The organism is Streptomyces sp. NRRL F-2580 (genome assembly GCF_000720115.1).
Classification (GTDB): domain Bacteria; phylum Actinomycetota; class Actinomycetes; order Streptomycetales; family Streptomycetaceae; genus Streptomyces.
The window spans coordinates 40,726-58,348 of the sequence record NZ_JOIR01000014.1 but is presented as its reverse complement, the minus strand read 5'-3'; the positions used below and the strand labels follow the sequence as shown (position 1 = coordinate 58,348).

Annotated in this window: 12 protein-coding genes and 1 pseudogene; 9 read left to right on the top strand and 4 right to left on the bottom strand. The window is 73.7% G+C overall.

From position 1 onward, the window contains the following. Nucleotides 1–193: 193 nt before the first annotated feature. Both IF88_RS0117680 and IF88_RS0117675 read right to left on the bottom strand, forming a co-directional pair. Entirely contained in the window at nt 194–1,726 is a 1,533-nt protein-coding gene (locus tag IF88_RS0117680; RefSeq protein ID WP_030712596.1) for an amino acid permease, read from the bottom strand. Nucleotides 1,727–1,831: 105 nt separating this feature from the next. Then, a complete protein-coding gene (locus IF88_RS0117675) occupies nt 1,832–2,812 on the bottom strand; it encodes a hypothetical protein (RefSeq protein WP_030712594.1) in 981 nt (326 codons plus the stop codon). Between the two features lie 299 nt (nt 2,813–3,111). Between IF88_RS0117675 and IF88_RS0117670 the strand changes: the two genes are divergently transcribed. The 4 genes from IF88_RS0117670 to IF88_RS0117655 all read left to right on the top strand — a co-directional run bounded on the left by IF88_RS0117670 (nt 3,112) and on the right by IF88_RS0117655 (nt 8,179). Next, on the top strand, nt 3,112–4,551 hold the full coding sequence (locus tag IF88_RS0117670; protein ID WP_030712591.1) for an FGGY family carbohydrate kinase: 1,440 nt from the start codon (nt 3,112–3,114) through the stop codon (nt 4,549–4,551). Beyond that, nucleotides 4,548–6,011: an FAD-dependent oxidoreductase gene (locus IF88_RS0117665; RefSeq protein ID WP_078892953.1), complete on the top strand. Its 1,464-nt coding sequence runs from the start codon at nt 4,548–4,550 to the stop codon at nt 6,009–6,011. Before IF88_RS0117670 ends, IF88_RS0117665 begins: the two co-directional genes overlap by 4 nt. Beyond that, entirely contained in the window at nt 6,008–7,219 is a 1,212-nt protein-coding gene (locus tag IF88_RS0117660) for an NAD(P)/FAD-dependent oxidoreductase (RefSeq protein ID WP_234323575.1), read from the top strand. The genes IF88_RS0117665 and IF88_RS0117660 overlap by 4 nt, the downstream gene beginning before the upstream one ends. Before the next feature lie 471 nt (nt 7,220–7,690). Next, nucleotides 7,691–8,179: a GNAT family N-acetyltransferase gene (locus tag IF88_RS0117655; RefSeq protein ID WP_030712581.1), complete on the top strand. Its 489-nt coding sequence runs from the start codon at nt 7,691–7,693 to the stop codon at nt 8,177–8,179. 151 nt (nt 8,180–8,330) lie between these two features. Here the strand turns inward: IF88_RS0117655 and IF88_RS0117650 are convergent, their stop codons facing one another. Further along, nucleotides 8,331–10,397 (bottom strand): phosphocholine-specific phospholipase C, encoded by a 2,067-nt coding sequence (locus IF88_RS0117650; RefSeq protein WP_030712579.1) that lies wholly within the window; start codon nt 10,395–10,397, stop codon nt 8,331–8,333. 387 nt (nt 10,398–10,784) lie between these two features. Here IF88_RS0117650 and IF88_RS0117645 point away from each other — a divergent pair, with 387 nt between their 5' ends. Next, complete coding sequence (locus IF88_RS0117645; RefSeq protein WP_030712576.1) at nt 10,785–12,110, top strand: cytochrome P450; 1,326 nt, start codon at nt 10,785–10,787, stop codon at nt 12,108–12,110. Between the two features lie 214 nt (nt 12,111–12,324). On the opposite strand, the gene IF88_RS0117635 is transcribed toward IF88_RS0117645, so the two are convergent. Next, on the bottom strand, nt 12,325–13,239 hold the full coding sequence (locus IF88_RS0117635) for a DUF72 domain-containing protein (protein ID WP_051837081.1): 915 nt from the start codon (nt 13,237–13,239) through the stop codon (nt 12,325–12,327). 384 nt (nt 13,240–13,623) lie between these two features. Between IF88_RS0117635 and IF88_RS40445 the strand changes: the two are divergent. The 4 genes and pseudogenes from IF88_RS40445 to IF88_RS0117615 all read left to right on the top strand — a co-directional run bounded on the left by IF88_RS40445 (nt 13,624) and on the right by IF88_RS0117615 (nt 17,494). Further along, nucleotides 13,624–14,039: pseudogene (locus tag IF88_RS40445) on the top strand (hypothetical protein). 120 nt (nt 14,040–14,159) lie between these two features. Next, nucleotides 14,160–15,347, top strand: a complete 1,188-nt coding sequence (locus tag IF88_RS0117625) for a zinc-dependent alcohol dehydrogenase (RefSeq protein WP_030712570.1) — start codon at nt 14,160–14,162, stop codon at nt 15,345–15,347. Nucleotides 15,348–15,698: 351 nt separating this feature from the next. Next, nucleotides 15,699–16,949, top strand: a complete 1,251-nt coding sequence (locus tag IF88_RS0117620) for a cytochrome P450 (RefSeq protein WP_030712567.1) — start codon at nt 15,699–15,701, stop codon at nt 16,947–16,949. 311 nt (nt 16,950–17,260) lie between these two features. Beyond that, on the top strand, nt 17,261–17,494 hold the full coding sequence (locus IF88_RS0117615; protein WP_030712564.1) for a hypothetical protein: 234 nt from the start codon (nt 17,261–17,263) through the stop codon (nt 17,492–17,494). Nucleotides 17,495–17,623: the final 129 nt, after the last annotated feature.

Genomic DNA, 17,623 nt, shown 5'->3' with positions numbered 1-17,623 from the left:
GCACCGGCTTCCCCTCACCCGGTCACGTGCGGCAGGTCGACGATCACCTCATCACGTTGCCGCGTCCCGCTGAAGTCCCCTGCCCTGCCATCACTTTGCAAGCGCGCCCGGCCGTCACAGGAAAGGGGCCGTTCCGGAGGAATCCGGAACGGCCCCTGGGTCCTGTCCTGGAGCAGTGCGCGCGGGGGAGGGGTCAGACGATGCCCTCGGCGATCTCGGCCTGTTCGCGGGCGTTGCCGTAGGCCGACGGGGTTCCGTACGAGCGGCGGGCGGCGTACCACCAGGCGCTGGCGAGGACCAGGACCACCGCGAGGGCGATCACGGCGTAGTTCATCGAGTCGATCGTGACCGGAGACTTCTGCGGCAGGCAGAACAGGACGGTGACGACGGCCACCCAGACGACGGCGGTCCAGCCGATCGGCTTGCTCCAGCGGCCCAGGCTCCACGGGCCGGGCTGGAAGCGGTTGCCGGCGCGCAGGCGCAGGTAGATCGGGATGGCGTAGGCCGGGGTGATGCCGATGACGTTGATGGCGGTCACGGCCCCGTAGGCGGTGGCGGAGTAGAGGGAGGGGAGGGCCAGGACGCCCGCGACGACGACGGAGAGCCAGACGGCCGGGACCGGGGTCTGTGTCCGGCTGCTGACCTTGCGCCACAGGGCGGAGCCGGGGAGCGCGTTGTCGCGGCTGAAGGCGAAGACCATCCGGCTGGCGGCGGCGACCTCGGCGTTGCCGCAGAACAGCTGGGCGACGATGACGACGAGGAGCAGGGCGCTGGCGCCTCCGGAGCCGAGGGCGTCGAGGAAGATCTGGGCCGGCGGGACACCGGTGGCGCTGCCCTGGACGGCGGCGTAGTCCTGGATGGCGAAGGTGAGTCCGGCGAGCAGCGCGAACCCGGCGATCCAGGAGACCCAGATGGCCCGGACGATGCCCTTGGCGGCGGAGACGGAGGCGTTGGAGGTCTCCTCCGAGAGGTGCGCGGAGGCGTCGTACCCGGAGAAGGTGTACTGGGCGAGCAGCAGGCCGACCGCCGCGACGTAGAACGGGTTGGCCCAGCCGGTGTCGTTGACGAACTCGGTGAAGACGAACGAGGGCGACTGGTGGTGGTCGGGTACGAAGGCCAGGGCGCCGACGATCACGGCGACGCCGGCCAGGTGCCACCAGACGCTGACGGAGTTGAGCACGCTGACGAGGCGGACGCCGAAGAGGTTGAGCACGGCGTGCAGCAGCAGGATGGCCAGGAAGATCAGGAAGGTCGAGCCGGCGGTGGGCACGAAGCCGAACTGGAGGTTGAGGAAGGCGCCGGTGAACAGGGCGGCGCCGTAGTCGATGCCGGCGATGGCGCCGAGCAGGCCGAGCAGGTTGAGCCAGCCGGTGTACCAGCCCCAGCGGCGTCCGCCGAGCCGGTCGGCCATGTAGTAGAGCGCCCCCGAGGTGGGATAGGCGCTGGTCACCTCGGCGAGGGCGAGACCCACGCAGAGGACGAAGAGGCCGACGCCGACCCAGCCCCACATCATCACGGCCGGACCGCCGGTGCCCAGGCCGAAGCCGTACAGGGTCATGCAGCCGGACAGGACGGAGATGACCGAGAAGCTGATCGCGAAGTTGCCGAAGCCGCCCATCCGGCGGGCGAGGACGGGCTGGTAGCCCAGTTCCCTCAGTCGTTCCTCCTCGTCCTGCCGGGGCGGGGCCTTGCGGTCCTGGCGGACGGTCGGCGCGGTTCGGGACATGGGGAGGTACCTCCAGGGGTTCGTGGAGCGCGGGGACGGGGAGCGGGGGGTGGGGGCGGTGAGTCGGTGGGGCCGCGGGGCCGCGGGTGAGCGGGGGAGCGGCGGTCAGTCCCGGCCGGCGAGGCTGCGGGACCGGGCCTGCAGGAAGACCTCCGCGGCCAGTTCCTGGTCGGCCGGATCGCGCGTCCGGTAGGCCCACGGCAGCGTGGTCCAGTACCGGTCGATCACGTCGAAGACCTGGGCCGCCTCGTCGAACCGGTTGGCTCCCCACAGGGCGTGGGCGAGGTGGTTCAGATCGAGCGGGGAGGCACGGCGCAGGTCGGCGTACCGGAACCAGGTGTCCAGGGCGTGGCCGGCGTCACGGACGGAGTCCTCGGTGACCCAGTGCAGGTCGAGCGCCCTCTCCTGGCCGCGCTCGCGGCGGTAGCGCTCGATGCTCAGATAGAGCGGCAGGAGGTGGACGGCGGATCCGGGCGATGCCGAACCGGCAGCCCAGTGCACGAAGTTGGCGGCCTCGGTGAGCGGTCCGGGGGTGCCCGCCCAGACGAACTGGAGCATCCGGTGGTACGCCTCGCGGTTGTGCGGATCGCGCTTGTCGGCCTGCGCGAGGATGCCCCAGGGGCCGGGGGGCAGCATCACGGCGGGCGCCCGGAGCCGGTGCTCGTCCATCGAGCGGCGTTCGTCGAGGGAGGCGAGGGCGAGCAGGCAGACCCACGGCACCGGGTCGGCGGGGCTGGCCTCGGCGGTGTCACGGCAGGCCTCCCACGCCTCCCGCCACAGCTCGCGCGTGCGCGGGTGCCGTGCGCGGTGTGCGCGGACGGCGCGTTCGACGACGACACGGGTGTGCATGACGGAGGCGGCGACGCTGCGCGGTTCCTCGGCGCGCCAGGCCTGGACCACGTCCGAGCCGGCGGCGACCGCGGCGAGCACCTGGGTGCGCTGGGTCCACAGCCCCCAGCCGTCCGTGCGGTCCAGTAACTGGGCCATCGACACCCAGCGGCCGGTGCGCAGGTCCTGTACGGCGACGCGCAGCTCGTTGTCGTGGCCGGCGGGGTGGTAGACGGGCCGGAAGTCGCCGCCCGCCATCACCTCGTCCCGGTCGACGGGTGGCCGGGACGGGCGCGTCTTGCGGTGGTCGTGGTCATCGGTCCTCGCATCGCATGCCTTCGCGCCTGGTGATCGGCGATCACTATAGATCGAGTGTGAGCGTTAGGGTCATGCAACCTTCCAAATGCAACTATCAAGCCACGTACGCCATATGAATTCACGTCAGTTCGACCGCCGGGCGACCGCCGCCCGCACGGACGGATCTTGACGGGCGACGTCCGCTGGTGAAGGCTTCCGGGCGACGATCACACGCATGTCGATCCAGGGACGGAGTGGTGATGACGGGCCCGGTGCTCGCTGTGGACCAGGGCACGTCGGGAACCAAGGCCCTCGTCATCTGTCCCGTACGCGGCGTCATCGCCTCCGCCTCCGCCCCCGTACGGCCCCGGTACCTGCCGGGCGGCCGCGTGGAGGTCGACCCGCGCGAGCTGCTGGACTCGGTCCTCGACGCGGGGCGGGCCGCCCTGGCGGCGGCCGGCGAGCCGGTGGCGGCGGTGGGCCTGGCCAACCAGGGCGAGACCGTGCTCGCCTGGGACCCGGCGAGCGGGGAGCCGCTGACCGACGCGATCGTCTGGCAGGACCGCCGGGCCGAGCAGCTGTGCACGGAACTGGCCCCGCACGCCGAGTCGTTGCGGGAGCGGACGGGCCTGCCGCTCGACCCCTACTTCGCCGCGCCGAAGATGGCCTGGATACGCCGCAGCCTGACCCGGCGGGGAGTCGTGACCACCAGCGACGTGTGGCTGGTGCACCGGCTCACCGGCGGCGCCTTCGTCACCGACGCGGCGACCGCGGGCCGCACCCAGCTGCTCGACCTCGACACCGTCGACTGGTCCCCGGCCGCACTCGACGTGTTCGGCCTCACCGGCGAGCGACTGCCGGAAGTCGTCGACGCGGACACCCACGTCGCCGCCACCACCGCGTTCGGGCCCCGGCTGCCGCTGACGGGACTGCTCGTCGACCAGCAGGCCGCGCTGCTCGCCCAGCGCGTGACCGAGCCCGGCACCGCCAAGTGCACCTACGGCACGGGGGCGTTCCTCCTCGCGCAGACCGGCCCGCTGCCCCGGCGCAGCACCTCGGGGCTGGTCGGCTGCGTCGCCTGGCGGCTCGGCGGGCAGACCAGCTACTGCCTGGACGGACAGGTGTACACGGCCGCCTCCGCCGTGCGGTGGCTCACCGACCTCGGGGTCATCTCCGGCGCCGCGGACATCGACGTCGTCGGAGGGGGCGCCCCGGACGCCGGCGGCGTCACCTTCGTCCCCGCCCTCGCCGGGCTCGCCGCCCCCTGGTGGCGCGGCGACCTGCGCGGTTCGGTCACCGGCCTCGGCCTCGACACCACCGCCGGGCACCTCGTGCACGCGCTGTGCGACGGCATAGCCGCCCAGGTGGCGGAACTCGCGGACGCGGTCGCCGCCGACCTCGGCGCGCCCCTGGCCACCCTGCGCGTCGACGGCGGGCTGACCCGGTCCGCGCTGCTCATGCAGGCACAGGCCGATCTGCTGCGGATCCCCGTCGAGGTGTCCGCGCTGCCGGACGCCACCGCGCTCGGCGTCGGGGCGGTCGCCCGGCTCGGCCTCGACCCCTCGCTCACCGTGCACGAAGCCGTCCCGGAGTGGAAACCGTCCGCCGTCTACGAGCCGAGGGCCGGCGCGGCCGACGCCGCTGAGCGCCGCGCACGGTTCCGGACGGCGGTGTCGGCCCTGCTCGACGGGTCGGCATGACGGTCATCCCGGGCGCCCCTGGCACTCCCGGAGCCCCTGGCACCCCCGGCATCCCCGGCGCCACCGTCACCACCCGGGGCCCGCTGCCGGGCGGCCCCGCCTACGACGTGACGGTCGTCGGCGCCGGCGTCGTGGGCTCGGCCATCGCCCGCGAACTGGCCCGGCTCCCCCTGCGGATCGCCCTGGTCGACGCCGGCGACGACGTCGGCAACGGCACATCCAAGGCCAACACCGCCATCCTGCACACCGGTTTCGACGCCGTGCCCGGCTCCCTGGAGTCCCGGCTCGTCCGGGAGGGACAGCGGCTGCTCGCCTCGTACGCCACCGGCAGCGGCATCCCGGTGGAACCGCTCGGGGCGCTGCTCGTCGCCTGGAACGAGGAGCAGCTCGCCGCCCTGCCGGGGCTCGCCGACAAGGCCGTACGCAACGGCTACCGCGCGGCCCGGATCCTCCCGGCCGCGGAGGTGCGGGCCCGCGAACCGGAGCTCGGGCCCGGCGTGCTGGGCGCGCTCCACGTACCCGACGAGTCGATCATCTGTCCCTGGACGACCACCCTCGCGTACGCGACGCAGGCCGTCCGCGCCGGCGTCCACCTGCACCTCAACTGCCCGGTGCGGTCGGTCGCCCCGGGCGATCCGCACGTACTGGCCACCGGCCGGGGCCCGCTGCGCACCCGGCACCTGGTCAACGCGGCGGGTCTGTACGCCGACGAGATCGACCGGTTCCTCGGCCACGCGGACTTCACCGTGACGCCCCGGCGCGGCCAGCTGATCGTCTTCGACGAACTCGCCCGCGGCCTCGTACGCCACATCCTGCTGCCGGTGCCGGACGCGCGCGGCAAGGGGGTGCTGGTGACGCCGACCGTGTACGGGAACGTGATGCTCGGGCCGACCGCCGAGGACCTGGACGACAAGACCGCCACCGGATCCACCGCCGAAGGGCTCGCGCGGCTGCGGGAGAAGGGCCGGCGGATCCTGCCGGCGCTCCTGGAGGAGGAGGTCACCGCCGTCTACGCCGGACTGCGGGCGGCCACCGGGCAGGAGGACTACGCGATCCGGGCGCATCCCGCGCAGCGGTACGTGACCGTCGGCGGGATCCGGTCCACCGGGCTGACCGCCTCGATGGCGATCGCCGCCCACGTGGTGGAGCTGCTCGCCGACGGCGGTCTGCCGGTGGCCGGCGCCCGGGAGCTGGAGCCGGTGCGGATGCCGAACCTCGGCGAGGCATTCCCCCGGCCCTACCGCGACGCGGCGATGATCGCGGCGGACCCGGAGTACGGCCGGATCGTCTGCCACTGCGAGCGCGTGACCCGCGGGGAGATACGCGACGCGCTCGCCGGGACCGTCCCGCCCGGTTCGGTGGACGGCCTGCGGCGGCGCACGCGCGCCCGGGGCGGCCGCTGCCAGGGCTTCCACTGCGGGGCCGCCGTCCGCGCGCTGTTCGAGGAGGCCCGCCGGTGAACCGTACGGTCGACGTGCCGGACGTGTTGGTCGACGTACTGGTCGTCGGCGCCGGGCCCGCCGGACTGGCCCTGGCCGCTCGGCTGGCGCAGGCGGGTGCCGGGCGGGTCGAGGTCCTGGAACGCGAGCCGGAGCCGGGCGGAATGCCGCGCCACCTCCACCACGGCGGCTTCGGCCGGCCGCCGCGCCCCTGGCTGAGCGGTCCCGAGTACGCACGGCGGTCGGCGCGGGCGGCGGCCGCCGCCGGGGCCGCGCTCCGCACCGGCGTCACCGCCACCGGCTGGGCCGGACCGCTGTCCCTGGAGACCACGAGCCCGGCGGGCCTGGAGCGGATCACGGCCCGGGCCGTCATCCTCGCCACCGGCGCCCGGGAGCGCCCCCGCAGCGCCCGCCTGGTGCCGGGCTCCCGCCCGCAGGGCGTGCTCACCACGGGCGAGCTGTTCCAGTCGGTCCACCGGTACGGCCTGCCCGTCGGCCGGCGGGCCGTGGTCGTGGGCGCCGAGCCGGTGGCCCGGCACGCGGTGGGCACGCTGCGCCGGGCGGGTACGGACGTGGTGGCGATGGTCACGGAAAGCCCGCGCGCCGCCGCCGTACCGGGGGTGCCGCTGCTCACGCGGACCACGGTGGGCGAACTGCGCGGCCGGGGCCGGCTGACCGGTGTGACCGTCCGCCACCGGGACGGCCGGTCGGGGGTCCTCGCCTGCGACACGGTGGTCTTCACCGGCGACTGGGTCCCCGATCACGAGCTGGCCCGCCGCGGCGGCATCCCCCTGGACCCCGGCACCCGGGGGCCCGGCGTGGACGCGTCGTTCCGTACCTCGACCCCGGGCGTCTTCGCGGTCGGCAACGCCCTCCACGGCATCGAACGCGCGGCCACCGCGGCCGGGGAGGGCGCCGCCGCCGCGGCCCCGGTACTGGCCCACCTGGCGGGCGCCCCCTGGCCGGAGCCCGGCCCCCCGCTGGAGGTCCGGGCCCCGCTCCTGTGGGTGACGCCGAACCGGGTCACGGGCACCGCCGCGCGGCCGCTCCTCCTGCGCTCCGGGGAGCCCCTGACCGCCCCGCTGGTGACGGTCCACCAGGACGGCCGCCCGCTGTGGCGCCGACGAATCGCGGGCCCGGCGTCCCCGTCCCGCTCACTGCGACTGCCCCCGGCGTGGACGTCCCGCGTCGACCGGACCGGCGGCCCGGTCGTGGTGGCCATCGACTGACGCGGGCACGGACGCACGAGGGGTGCTACTGGGAACGGTCGAGAGGGGCACGCTCTCGATGGTGGCCGGCCCGTGGGCCCGGTAGTCGGCAGTCCACAGGGGGCGGTCTTGATCCGCTGCTCCAGCACGACCCGACGGCGTCCCCCGTGACCACGACCCCGTTCGCGGGGGCGTGACCGCCGACGGCCCACGGGGTTCGGGTCGGCCGCAGACGTGCTGGGCACGGCCTTGCTGCTCGACGGCTGTGGGGCAGGGGGTCGTTGATCGTCCGCGGCCCGCGGAGGAGCTGAGGGGGCGGAGGCGGCCACCGGCTGCCGCGCCCGCGGCTATCGCCGCGCGCTGCCACCAGGCGTTCGGCAGACTGAGGCGGAATGGGCGGCGGGGTTGGCGGTGAGCCGGGAGCGTGCACCGGGGAAACACCTTGCTTTGCGCGTGGTCGGCGTGGATGCTGGCCGGCCGGAGGTGCTGAAGATGATCGATGTCGTGCTGAAGCTGTCGGCCCGTGATCTGGTGCATGCGGACCTGGCGTCGTGCGGTTGGGCAGGGTCCGACCATCATGTGGCCGACGTCGCACGGCAGTTGGAGCGTGCCCGGGCCGGTGAGGTCGACTACCTGGCGGTCTGCCCCGCCACCGACATTCCGGTGGCGAAGGGCGGCGTCGACTACGAGGTCAAGGCGGGCGTCGGCACGCTGTGGCAGCTGGCAGTCCACCCCGCATTGCAGTCGTGCGGGATCGGCACGTTCCTCGTCGAGGCCGCGGAACTGCGGATCAGGAACCGCGGTCTGCGGCAGGCCGAGCTGGCCGTGGAGGAACGCAACCCCCGGGCGCGTGCGCTGTACCAGCGGCTGGGTTATGTCGCGTACGACCGCCGGCCCGACTCGTGGGACGAACGAGCCCCTGACGGATCGCTGCGCCGCTACGAAACGATGTGCACGCTGATGCGGAAGGAACTCTCCTAGGCCCAGCCGCGGACGCCGCCTGCCACGTCCGTCGCCCTGGCGGCGATGCCTGTCTCCGCCCCACGGGGCACGGGTCAGGGGCCGGTCCGGAGAATAACGGAACGGCCCCTGATCGGCCGGGGTCCCGGGCGGGGGGACGCCGGCCGGTGGGTCAGGAGGACTGGTCCGTGAGGATGGCCGGGTCCGAGAGGCCGGCCGCGCCCGTTTCGACCTTGCCCGCGAAGCGGCGGACGAAGTCCGGGGTCTCCGAGGCGGTGACCGTCACGTCGTACCAGCGCCGCGTGTTCTTCAGCGAGACGCTGTACGTGACGGTGGCGCCCTTGGCGACCGTCAGGCGCTTCGGCCCGCCGCCGTAGGCGTTGGTGACCGTCAGGGTGGCGGTCGACGTCCCGGCGTTGGTGGCGGTGAGGTCCAGGTTCCCGGTGGCGGCGTTGTGGCGGGCGGTGACCTCGGGGCCGGGGGTGGTGCCGGGGTTGTGGAAGGCGCGCAGGAAACCGTTCGGGCCGTGCACGGTCAGGTCGGTGACCCCGGCCGAGTACTGGGTGTTCCAGGTGTCCCCGATCGACTTGCCGGCCTCGGTGGTGTACGTCCAGGGGGCGTCGCTGCGGTTGCCGGAGGTGACGTAGAACTGCGCGCCCAGGTCCGGGCCGCCGCTGAACGTCAGCCGGAACTTGCCCTCCGCGACGAGCGCCGCGCCGTCCACGTACGGGGCGTACTTCAGCGCACGTGTGGGACGCAGGCCCTTCTCCTGGCGGGGCATGACGCCCACGGCCGGCGGGGTGGCCCGGAAGTCGGGGTGGCGCTCGCGGTCCTGCGGGAACCAGGGGCCGGTGTCGGGCAGCGGGGCCGTGCCGGTGTCCTTGCGGGCGAAGTCGAAGGCGGAGGTGAGGTCACCGCAGACGGCGCGGCGCCAGGGCGAGATGTTGGGCTCGGTCACTCCGAAGCGCTTCTCCATGAAGCGGATGACGGAGGTGTGGTCGAAGGTCTCGGAGCAGGAGTAGCCGCCGGTGCTCCAGGGGGAGACCACGAGCATCGGCACGCGCGTGCCCAGGCCGTACGGTCCGGCGACGTAGCCGGGCTTTCCGGGGAAGACGTCCAGGGCGGTGGGTGTGGTCGAGAGGCCCTGGGCGGCGCTGGCGGGGGCGTACGGCGGGACGACGTGGTCGAAGAAGCCGTCGTTCTCGTCGTAGGTGATGAACAGCGCGGTACGGGCCCACACGTCCGGGTTGGAGGTGAGGGCGTCCAGGACCTGCGAGATGTACCAGGCGCCGTAGTTCGACGGCCAGTTGGAGTGCTCGCTGAAGGCCTCGGGGGCGGCGATCCAGGAGACCTGGGGGAGGGTGCCGGCCGCGACGTCGGCGCGCAGCTGGTCGAAGTAGCCCTCGCCGGCCTTGGCGTTCGTACCGGTGCGGGCCTTCTCGTACAGGGCGTCGCCCGGCTTGGCGTTCCGGTAGTTGTTGAAGTAGAGCAGCGAGTTGTCGCCGTAGTTGCCGCGGTAGGCGTCGTTGATCCAACCCCAGGAGCCGGCGGCGTCGAGGCCGTCCCCGATGTCCTGGTAGACCTTCCAGGAGATCCCGGCCGTCTCCAGCCGCTCCGGGTAGGTGGTCCAGCCGTAGCCCGCCTCGGCGTTGTCGAGGACCGGGCCGCCGCCCTTGCCGTCGTTGCCCGTGTGGCCCGACCAGAGGTAGTAGCGGTTGGGGTCCGTGGAGCCGATGAACGAGCAGTGGTACGCGTCGCAGATGGTGAAGGCGTCCGCCAGGGCGTAGTGGAAGGGGATGTCCTCGCGCGTCAGGTGGGCCATGGTCGTGGCCGTCTTGGCGGGCACCCAGTTGTCGTACTTGCCCTTGTTGAAGGCGCTCTGTCCGCCCGCCCAGTCGTGGTTCAGGCCCTGGAGGAACTCCATGCCGAGGTCGTCGGACGGCGGGCGGAAGGGCAGCGTCTCCTTCGTGCCGTCGGACTGGTGGAAGACGGACTTGCCGCTGGGCAGGGTCACCGGGCGCGGGTCGCCGAAGCCGCGGACGCCGCGCAGGGCGCCGAAGTAGTGGTCGAAGGAACGATTCTCCTGCATGAGCACCACGATGTGCTCGACGTCGGCGATGGTGCCGGTGGTGCCCTGTGCGGGGATGGCGGCGGCGCGGGCGATGCTGTCGTTCAGCATCGTCAGCGCGGTGGCGCCGCCGGCGAGCTGCAGGAAGCGGCGGCGGTTGAGTTCTGCCATGGCGGGAACGACCTCTGCGGTTGAGGGTGGTTGAGCGCCCTCAGCAGAGCGCGCCCGGGGTACCGGACGGGGAGCCTGGCGTGACGGCGGCGCATACGCCAGGCGAACGGCAGTCGGATTCCGGCGGAGTTCGGCCAGAATCCGCCCGGCGGGGTGCGTGGCCCGGTGGTGAGGGTCGGCGGTCCGGGCCCGCGCGCGGGCCGACGCGCCCCGGTACGGCCGGCTGCCCCGGCCGTCGGCCTCCCTCGGCCTCCCTCGGCCTCCCTCGGCCTCCGCCCGCCCCGCGTGGGACCCGCTCCCCGGCCCGAGGCGGGGTGTCGCCCGGCGCGGTGGCTCCCCTACAGTGCGTGATGACCGCACCCGGTGCCACCGAACAGGAGCACGCCCGTGGCCACCCACGCCCGCCCCGGTCCCCTTCCGAGTCCGTCCTCCGCCGGCCGCCGGGTCCCCGAGCTGGATCCCGGCCTCGTCGGGGAGTGGCGGGACGGGGGAGGGGAGCTGATCGACCTCTTCGCCCAGGCCCGCCAACGGCTCGGCGGGGTCGCCGCGTTCCGGCTCGGGCCTCGCCCCACCGTGCTGGTCACCGGCGCCCAGGCCGTGCAGCACGTACTCGCGCTGCACCCGGACCGGTACGTGAAGCGCTCGCACCGCGCCCGGCTGCTGATCGGCGACGGGGTCCTGGCCGCGACGGGCGAGGCGTGGCAGCGGCAACGCAAGCTCCTGCAGTCGCAGTTCACCGGCCCGGGCATGCGCCGGTACGAGCAGCGGATCGCCACCGCCGCCCGGACCACCGCGGCGCGCTGGGCCGCGTACGCCCGCAGCGGGGAGGTCCTCGACGTCGGCGAGGAGATGCGCCGCTTCGCCCTGGACACCATCTGGCGTTCCCTGACCGGGCACCCCCTCGACCCGGCCACCGAGCGTGAACTGGCCGCCGTACCCACCGTGGTGACCGCGCTGCCCCAGCTGCCCTCCGACGGCGCCGCCGCCCGGCAGGCCGTCTCCGCCGAGCTGGCCGCGATCGACGCCGTGGCGAGCCGCGCCATCGCAGCCGCCCGCGCGGGCGAGGCCGGACCCGACGGCCCCGGCCTCCTGCACGTCCTGCTGGACGCGGCCGGAACGCGCCCCGAGTACACCGACCGGCTGATCCGCGACGAGCTGGTCACCCTGCTGGTCGCCGGTCACGAGACCACCGCCACCACCCTGACCTGGCTCTACCTCCTGCTGGACCGGAACCCGCGGGCGCGGGAACAGGCCCTCGCCGCGGGCGCCGAAGGGTCACCCGAGCGTCGGCGGGCCGTCCAGGCGCTCGTCAACGAAACGCTGCGCTTCTACCCCTCCGCGTGGATCCTGCCGCGCTGCGCAGCGCAGGACGACGTCCTCGCCGGGTACGAGGTCGAGGCCGGAACCGACGTCATCGTCTGCCCCTACCTCACGCACCGGGACCCCGGACTGTGGGAGGACCCCGCCCGGTTCGATCCGGGGCGCTTCACCACCCCCGGCCGACGCCCCGCCCACCCGGGGAGCTACCTCCCCTTCGGCATCGGGCCCCGGGCCTGCCTCGGCCTGCAGTTCGCCCTCCGCGAGTCGACCGTCCTCCTGGAGCGGCTGCTGCCCGCACACGTCCCGCACTTCCGTTCGCTCCCCGCCCGGGCCCTGTACGGCCTTACCGTCCGCCCCGACGGCCCCACCCCCGCGGTGCTGGCGGGCGGTTAGGTCGTCTCTGCGAAAATCGCCGAAGGCGGGATCCGATAACCGTCGTTGTGGGTAATCGACAAGACTCTGGATGCGTTTGTCGGGCGTCAGGCCGGGCTGACGGCCCTCGCGGGGACTCGCGAAGCAGGAGTGGCCGGCGGCGAGGTCGGCCTGGAGGACCAAGACGGCGCCGGCCACTGGCTGCCCGACCAGGTCCCCGACTTGGTCATTCCCCTCACCGAACACCTCGAGGCCCACGCACGGTGAAGGCCGCATCGCCCTCCAGCATCCGCCGCATCGTCTCCGCCGCCTGTACGGACGCGTCGGCACAGCAGTTGTTGAACAGCACGTGGACGGAGGCGGCCCGCTCTGCCATGTCCCGCAGCCGCGGCAGCCACTCGGCCAGCTCCGCCTCGGTGTAGGTGTGGCGGTACTTCGCCTCCTTGGCGCCGGGGCCGCTGGAACCCCACGCGGGGCTCCGCCCGTGGAAACGCACCACGGCGAGGTCCGGGGAGGTGACGCACGCGACCGGAGGAACGGACGTGGGCAGTTCCTGGGCCGTGTCGACGGCCACGGCCGCCATTCCGTGCCGGTCCAGGAGGGCGGCGGTGGCCGTCCGCCGCTCCTCGGCCCACCACCCCGGATGGCGCAACTCCACGGCCAGCGGCCAGCCGACCGCCCGTTCGGCGCACTCCTCCACCGCCGCCTCGGCACGCGCCCCTGGGGCGAGCGAGGCCGGGAACTGGAACAGAAGCGTCCCGAGCCGTCCGGCCTCGCGGAGGGGCGCGAGCGCCCCGCTGAAGCGCTCCCACACTTCCTTGCGGAGTCCGTCGTCGGCCCGCACCCAGGCGGGGCCGCTCCCTGCCGGTCGCAGATCGGCGGGGAGGGCGGCCGTCCGGGTCGGCTGACCGGTGAGCAGTGAGAACGCCTTGACGTCGAACCGGAAGTCCGGTGGGGTCCGTTCGATCCACAGCCGGCTGTTGCGGGAACTCGGCAGCCCGTAGTAGGTCGAGTCGACCTCCACGACCGGGAAGCGGGCGGCGTAGTGCCTCAGCCGCCCCTCCGCGTCCCGCCGCCGGGCGGGGTACCAGCCGCTGGCGACCAGCGCCGGATCCGTCCACGAACACGTGCCCACCGAGATGTCACCCATGGGTCGCCGTATACCCCGCCGGGCCGCCGGCACCGGCGAACCGCTCCACAAGGGGACCGCCAGTCAGGGCAACGGGGTCCCGCCGGTGGCGTCGACGATCTTGCCGGGGACGCAACGCGCCTCGTCGGACGCCGGGAAGACGCACGCGGGGGCCATTCGCGCCGGGTGGGCGGGCGACCCGGCGGAGACTGCTTCCCGATCCCGACGGGTCCGGCATCGTCAATGGGGTTGAGCGGCGTCCACACCGGGCCCGGAGCGGCCGCGTTGACGCGGAGTACGTGGCCTCGATCTCGTCGGGCCGGGACATCCGGTACGCCGCCTTGTCCGCCGGTGACCAGTGCCGCACGCTCCCGCGGGACGTCGGGACCCCGGTAGGAGGAGGACCTGGCGCAGGAGCTCCTCGCGGTCGCCGGACGCCACCGCGCCGAACACGAGGTGCACCACATCGCCACCGACCTGGCCGGATGGTCCTTCGAACACGTGCGGCGCCTGGCCGTGGGCGGCGCCGCCCACGGCCTCACCCTCGACGGCGTCCCCGCCGACACCGGCCGGGACTCGGCCCCCGCGCCGACGGATCCGCGGCCGCCGGCCCTGCTCCTCCTGACGGACCTCCGCGAACTCCACGTGGCCGCCGCCCGGAACTCCCTCCACTGGGAGATGCTCGCCCAGAGCGCCAAGGCCACCCACGACCAGGGGCTCACCGCCCCGCCGCCTCCTGCCACCCGCAGACACTGCGGCAGATGCGCTGGACCAACACCATGACCAAGAATCTCTGCCCGCAGATCCTGACCAGCTCGTGACCCCCGGCGGCCTCACGTCGCGGGCCGTCCCGGTTCGGCGGCGCCGCCCGGGGCAGGCGCCTGGCAGCACGCAATTCCCGGGGGGACGAACCACCGAGGACGAACCCACGAGGAGAGATCATGAGGGCATTGACATGGCACGGTAAGCGGGACGTACGGGTCGACACCGTTCCCGATCCCGTCATCCAGGACCGTGACGACGTGATCGTGAAGATTACGACCACCGGCCTGTGCGGCTCCGACCTGCACCTCTACGAGGTGCTCGGTGCGTTCCTCGAAGCGGGCGACATCCTCGGTCACGAGCCCATGGGCGTCGTGGAAGAGGCCGGCCCGGACGTAAAGGAACTCAAGCCGGGCGACCGGGTGGTCGTCCCGTTCAACGTCTCGTGCGGTGCCTGCTTCATGTGCGGGCAGGGCCTGCACTCGCAGTGCGAGACGACGCAGGTCCACGAGCATGGCACCGGAGCCTCGCTCTTCGGGTACACCAAGCTCTACGGGCAGGTCCCGGGCGGACAGGCCGAGTACCTGCGCGTCCCGTTCGGGAACGCCCTGCCCATCAAGGTCCCCGACGGGCCGGCCGACGACCGCTTCGTCTACCTGTCCGACGTGCTGCCCACGGCATGGCAGGCCGTGGCGTACGCGGACGTCCCGCCGGGCGGCAGCGTCGCGGTCCTGGGATTGGGCCCCATCGGGGACATGAGCTGCCGCATCGCGGCCCATCGGGGCGCCGGCACGGTCATCGGCATCGACCTGGTGCCCGAACGCCTCGATCGCGCCCGCCGGCGCGGAGTTCACACCCTGGACCTGCGCACATGCGGGCCCGACGGCCTCGTGGACGCCGTGCGGTCGCTGACCGACGGACGCGGACCGGACGCCGTCATCGACGCGGTGGGCATGGAAGCCCACGGCAGCCGCGTCGCCGCCGCCGTGCAGGGCATGACCACGCTCCTGCCGGACGCCCTCGCCGCCGCCATGATGAAGCGCGCCGGGGTCGACCGCCTGTCCGCGCTCCACACGGCCATCGACCTCGTCCGCCGGGGCGGCACGGTGTCCGTATCCGGTGTGTACGGCGGCGCGGCCGATCCGCTGCCCCTGCTGACCATGTTCGACAAGCAGATCCAGCTGCGGATGGGCCAGGCCAACGTCCACCGGTGGGTCGACGACATTTTGCCCCTCCTCATCGACGGCGACCCGCTGGGTGTGGACGACTTCGCCACCCACCGGCTGCCGCTGGAGGAGGCTCCGGACGCGTACGACATGTTCCAGAAGAAGCGGGACGGCGCCGTCAAGATCCTCTTCACTCCTTGACGGCCCCGGGCACTGGGCCCCGGGCACTGCGTTGACGGCGTCTCGCCGCGCCATCGGGTGTGCGTGCAGGCATGCTCGGCGCGGCGGCTCCCGCCCAGGGCGGTGACGCGGGGAGCCGAACGAGTGGGTTGCACGACTGTGATCCACCTGAACCGGTGCCGGCCCGGACCGGTGCCGTCCTGAACTGGTGCCGGCCCGGTGCCGGATCAGGCTGCGGTGCCGAGGCCCTCTGACCGGGGAACCGGCCGGAGCCTCACGCGTCCGGCGAAGCCCCGTACGAGCCGCTCCGCCAACGGGGTGGGTCGGCTGGGGGCCGGGTGTGCGGGCGGGACGGGCGGGTAGCCGACCGGTATGCCCCTACTCAAGACGGCTTCCGCCCCCTGGACCGACAGCACTCTCTCCCTCCTCGCCCGCGGCTACGCGTGGCTGCCCGACCGGATGCGCGCCACGGACGGCGAGCCGGTGCGCACCAGGCTGATGGGGCGCCCGGTGATCGCCCTGCGCGGCCCGGAGGCCATCGGCTTCTTCTACGACGAACACGTCAAGCGCACCGCAGCCGTGCCCGGACCCGTGCTCGACACCCTTTTCGGCCGGGGCGCCGTGCACACCCTGGACGGCGACGACCACCGCGTCCGCAAGGCCATGTTCCTCGCACTCCTCAAGGACGCCGCGGGGGTCGCCACGCTGGCCGAGCACGTGGCCCAGCAGTGGTCCAAGGCCGCGACCGAGTGGGAGGACGGCCGGTACGTCGTGCTCTTCGACGAGGTGGCGGTGATCCTGGCCCGCGCCGTCTGCGCGTGGACGGGCGTCGAACTGTCCGACGAGGCCGACCGCCAGATGGGCGAGGACTGCACCGCCATGGTCGACGGCTTCGCCACCCCGGGACCCCGGCACTGGCGCGCCCGCACTGCCCGCCGACGCCAGGAGGAGGCACTCGCCGCCCTGGTCCGCGCCACCCGCGAGGGCGGGGAATTGGTGAGCGACAACGGCACCGCCCTGGAGGTCGTGGCCTGGCACCGCGACGCCGACGGCCAGCTGCTCGACCCGCACACGGCGGCCGTCGAGCTGCTGAACATCATCCGGCCCACCGTCGCCGTCGCATGGTTCGCCGCCTTCGCCGCCCACGCCCTGCACCGCTGGCCGGCCCACAGGGAGGGGCTCCGCAAGGACGCGGACAGCCGGTACGCGCGGGCGTTCGCCCACGAGGTGCGGCGCTTCTACCCCTTCGCGCCCTTCGTCGGCGGCATCGCCGCCACCGACCTGACCTGGCGGGGCGAGACCATCGCGAAGGACACCTTGGTCCTGCTCGACCTGTACGGCCACAACCACGACTCCCGCCTGTGGGACGCCCCGTACCGCTTCGACCCGGAGCGCTTCGTCGGCCGGGAACCCGGCGCCGACGAGCTCGTTCCGCAGGGAGGAGGCGACCCCGCCCGGGGCCACCGCTGCCCCGGCGAGGACGTCACCGTCTCCGTGCTGGCCACCATCGTCACGCAGCTCGCCGGCCTTGACTACGAGGTCCCCGACCAGGACCTGACGATTCCGCTGTCCAAAATCCCCACCCGCCCGCACAGCGGATTCGTCCTCAGGGCGGCGCGTTAGCGTCCGGCCCGGCGTGGCGGGCGCCAGAGCGGCGTCCGCGTTGGGCAGGGCAGACAGGACACGGACCATGGACGAGTGCCGACACCAGTAGGAGGCGTAGTCGGCGGCCGATCGCCGGCGTCCCTGCAGCGGCCCCGTCCCGGTGACTGCGCCGTGCGGGTGGCACGGTGCGGGGAAACGCGGAGCAGTCGGTGGCCCCACCGCGTGCCGGTGCCGATCACGGGGTACGCGTGTGTCGGCGTCCGGCGCGGGGCTTTGGCAGCCCGCGCGCACCGAACGCGACAGGAACACCCCGAACGAAAGGGATCACCGTGGCAGAGAAAGAACACCGCAAGCCGACCCCACCCTCCGAGGCGCCCGGGGAGAGCGGCGACCGCGCGGCTCGCCGCGAAGCGGAGGACGCCATCGCCCCCGGGAACGAGGACGGCGAGGCCGGTGACGCACTGAGCCCCAACACCGACGCCCAGCGCCGCACGGCCGAGCGCGGCGAGCGGGACGGCCGGGGCGGGCACGGCCAGGGGCACGGCAAGAAGCCGACTCCATAGGCGCGCCGGCGCCCCTTGCGGTGCCGCGGCCGAAGCGGACGGCCGACGGCCCCCAAGGGCGTCGAGCGGGGGAGTGGCCGGAGCCGCCCGGGCGCGTCAGGCCGCCGCGGCGGGCCGGGGCCGAGAGCG

What these genes read in the sequence shown, in the direction of transcription:
- IF88_RS0117655 (WP_030712581.1), top strand. Translation starts at nt 7,691, where the DNA reads ATGATCGATGTCGTGCTGAAGCTGTCGGCCCGTGATCTGGTGCATGCG.
- IF88_RS0117650 (WP_030712579.1), bottom strand. Translation starts at nt 10,397, where the DNA reads ATGGCAGAACTCAACCGCCGCCGCTTCCTGCAGCTCGCCGGCGGCGCC.
- IF88_RS0117625 (WP_030712570.1), top strand. Translation starts at nt 14,160, where the DNA reads ATGAGGGCATTGACATGGCACGGTAAGCGGGACGTACGGGTCGACACC.
- IF88_RS0117675 (WP_030712594.1), bottom strand. Translation starts at nt 2,812, where the DNA reads ATGGCGGGCGGCGACTTCCGGCCCGTCTACCACCCCGCCGGCCACGAC.
- IF88_RS0117670 (WP_030712591.1), top strand. Translation starts at nt 3,112, where the DNA reads ATGACGGGCCCGGTGCTCGCTGTGGACCAGGGCACGTCGGGAACCAAG.
- IF88_RS0117665 (WP_078892953.1), top strand. Translation starts at nt 4,548, where the DNA reads ATGACGGTCATCCCGGGCGCCCCTGGCACTCCCGGAGCCCCTGGCACC.
- IF88_RS0117620 (WP_030712567.1), top strand. Translation starts at nt 15,699, where the DNA reads ATGCCCCTACTCAAGACGGCTTCCGCCCCCTGGACCGACAGCACTCTC.
- IF88_RS0117635 (WP_051837081.1), bottom strand. Translation starts at nt 13,239, where the DNA reads ATGGGTGACATCTCGGTGGGCACGTGTTCGTGGACGGATCCGGCGCTG.
- IF88_RS0117680 (WP_030712596.1), bottom strand. Translation starts at nt 1,726, where the DNA reads ATGTCCCGAACCGCGCCGACCGTCCGCCAGGACCGCAAGGCCCCGCCC.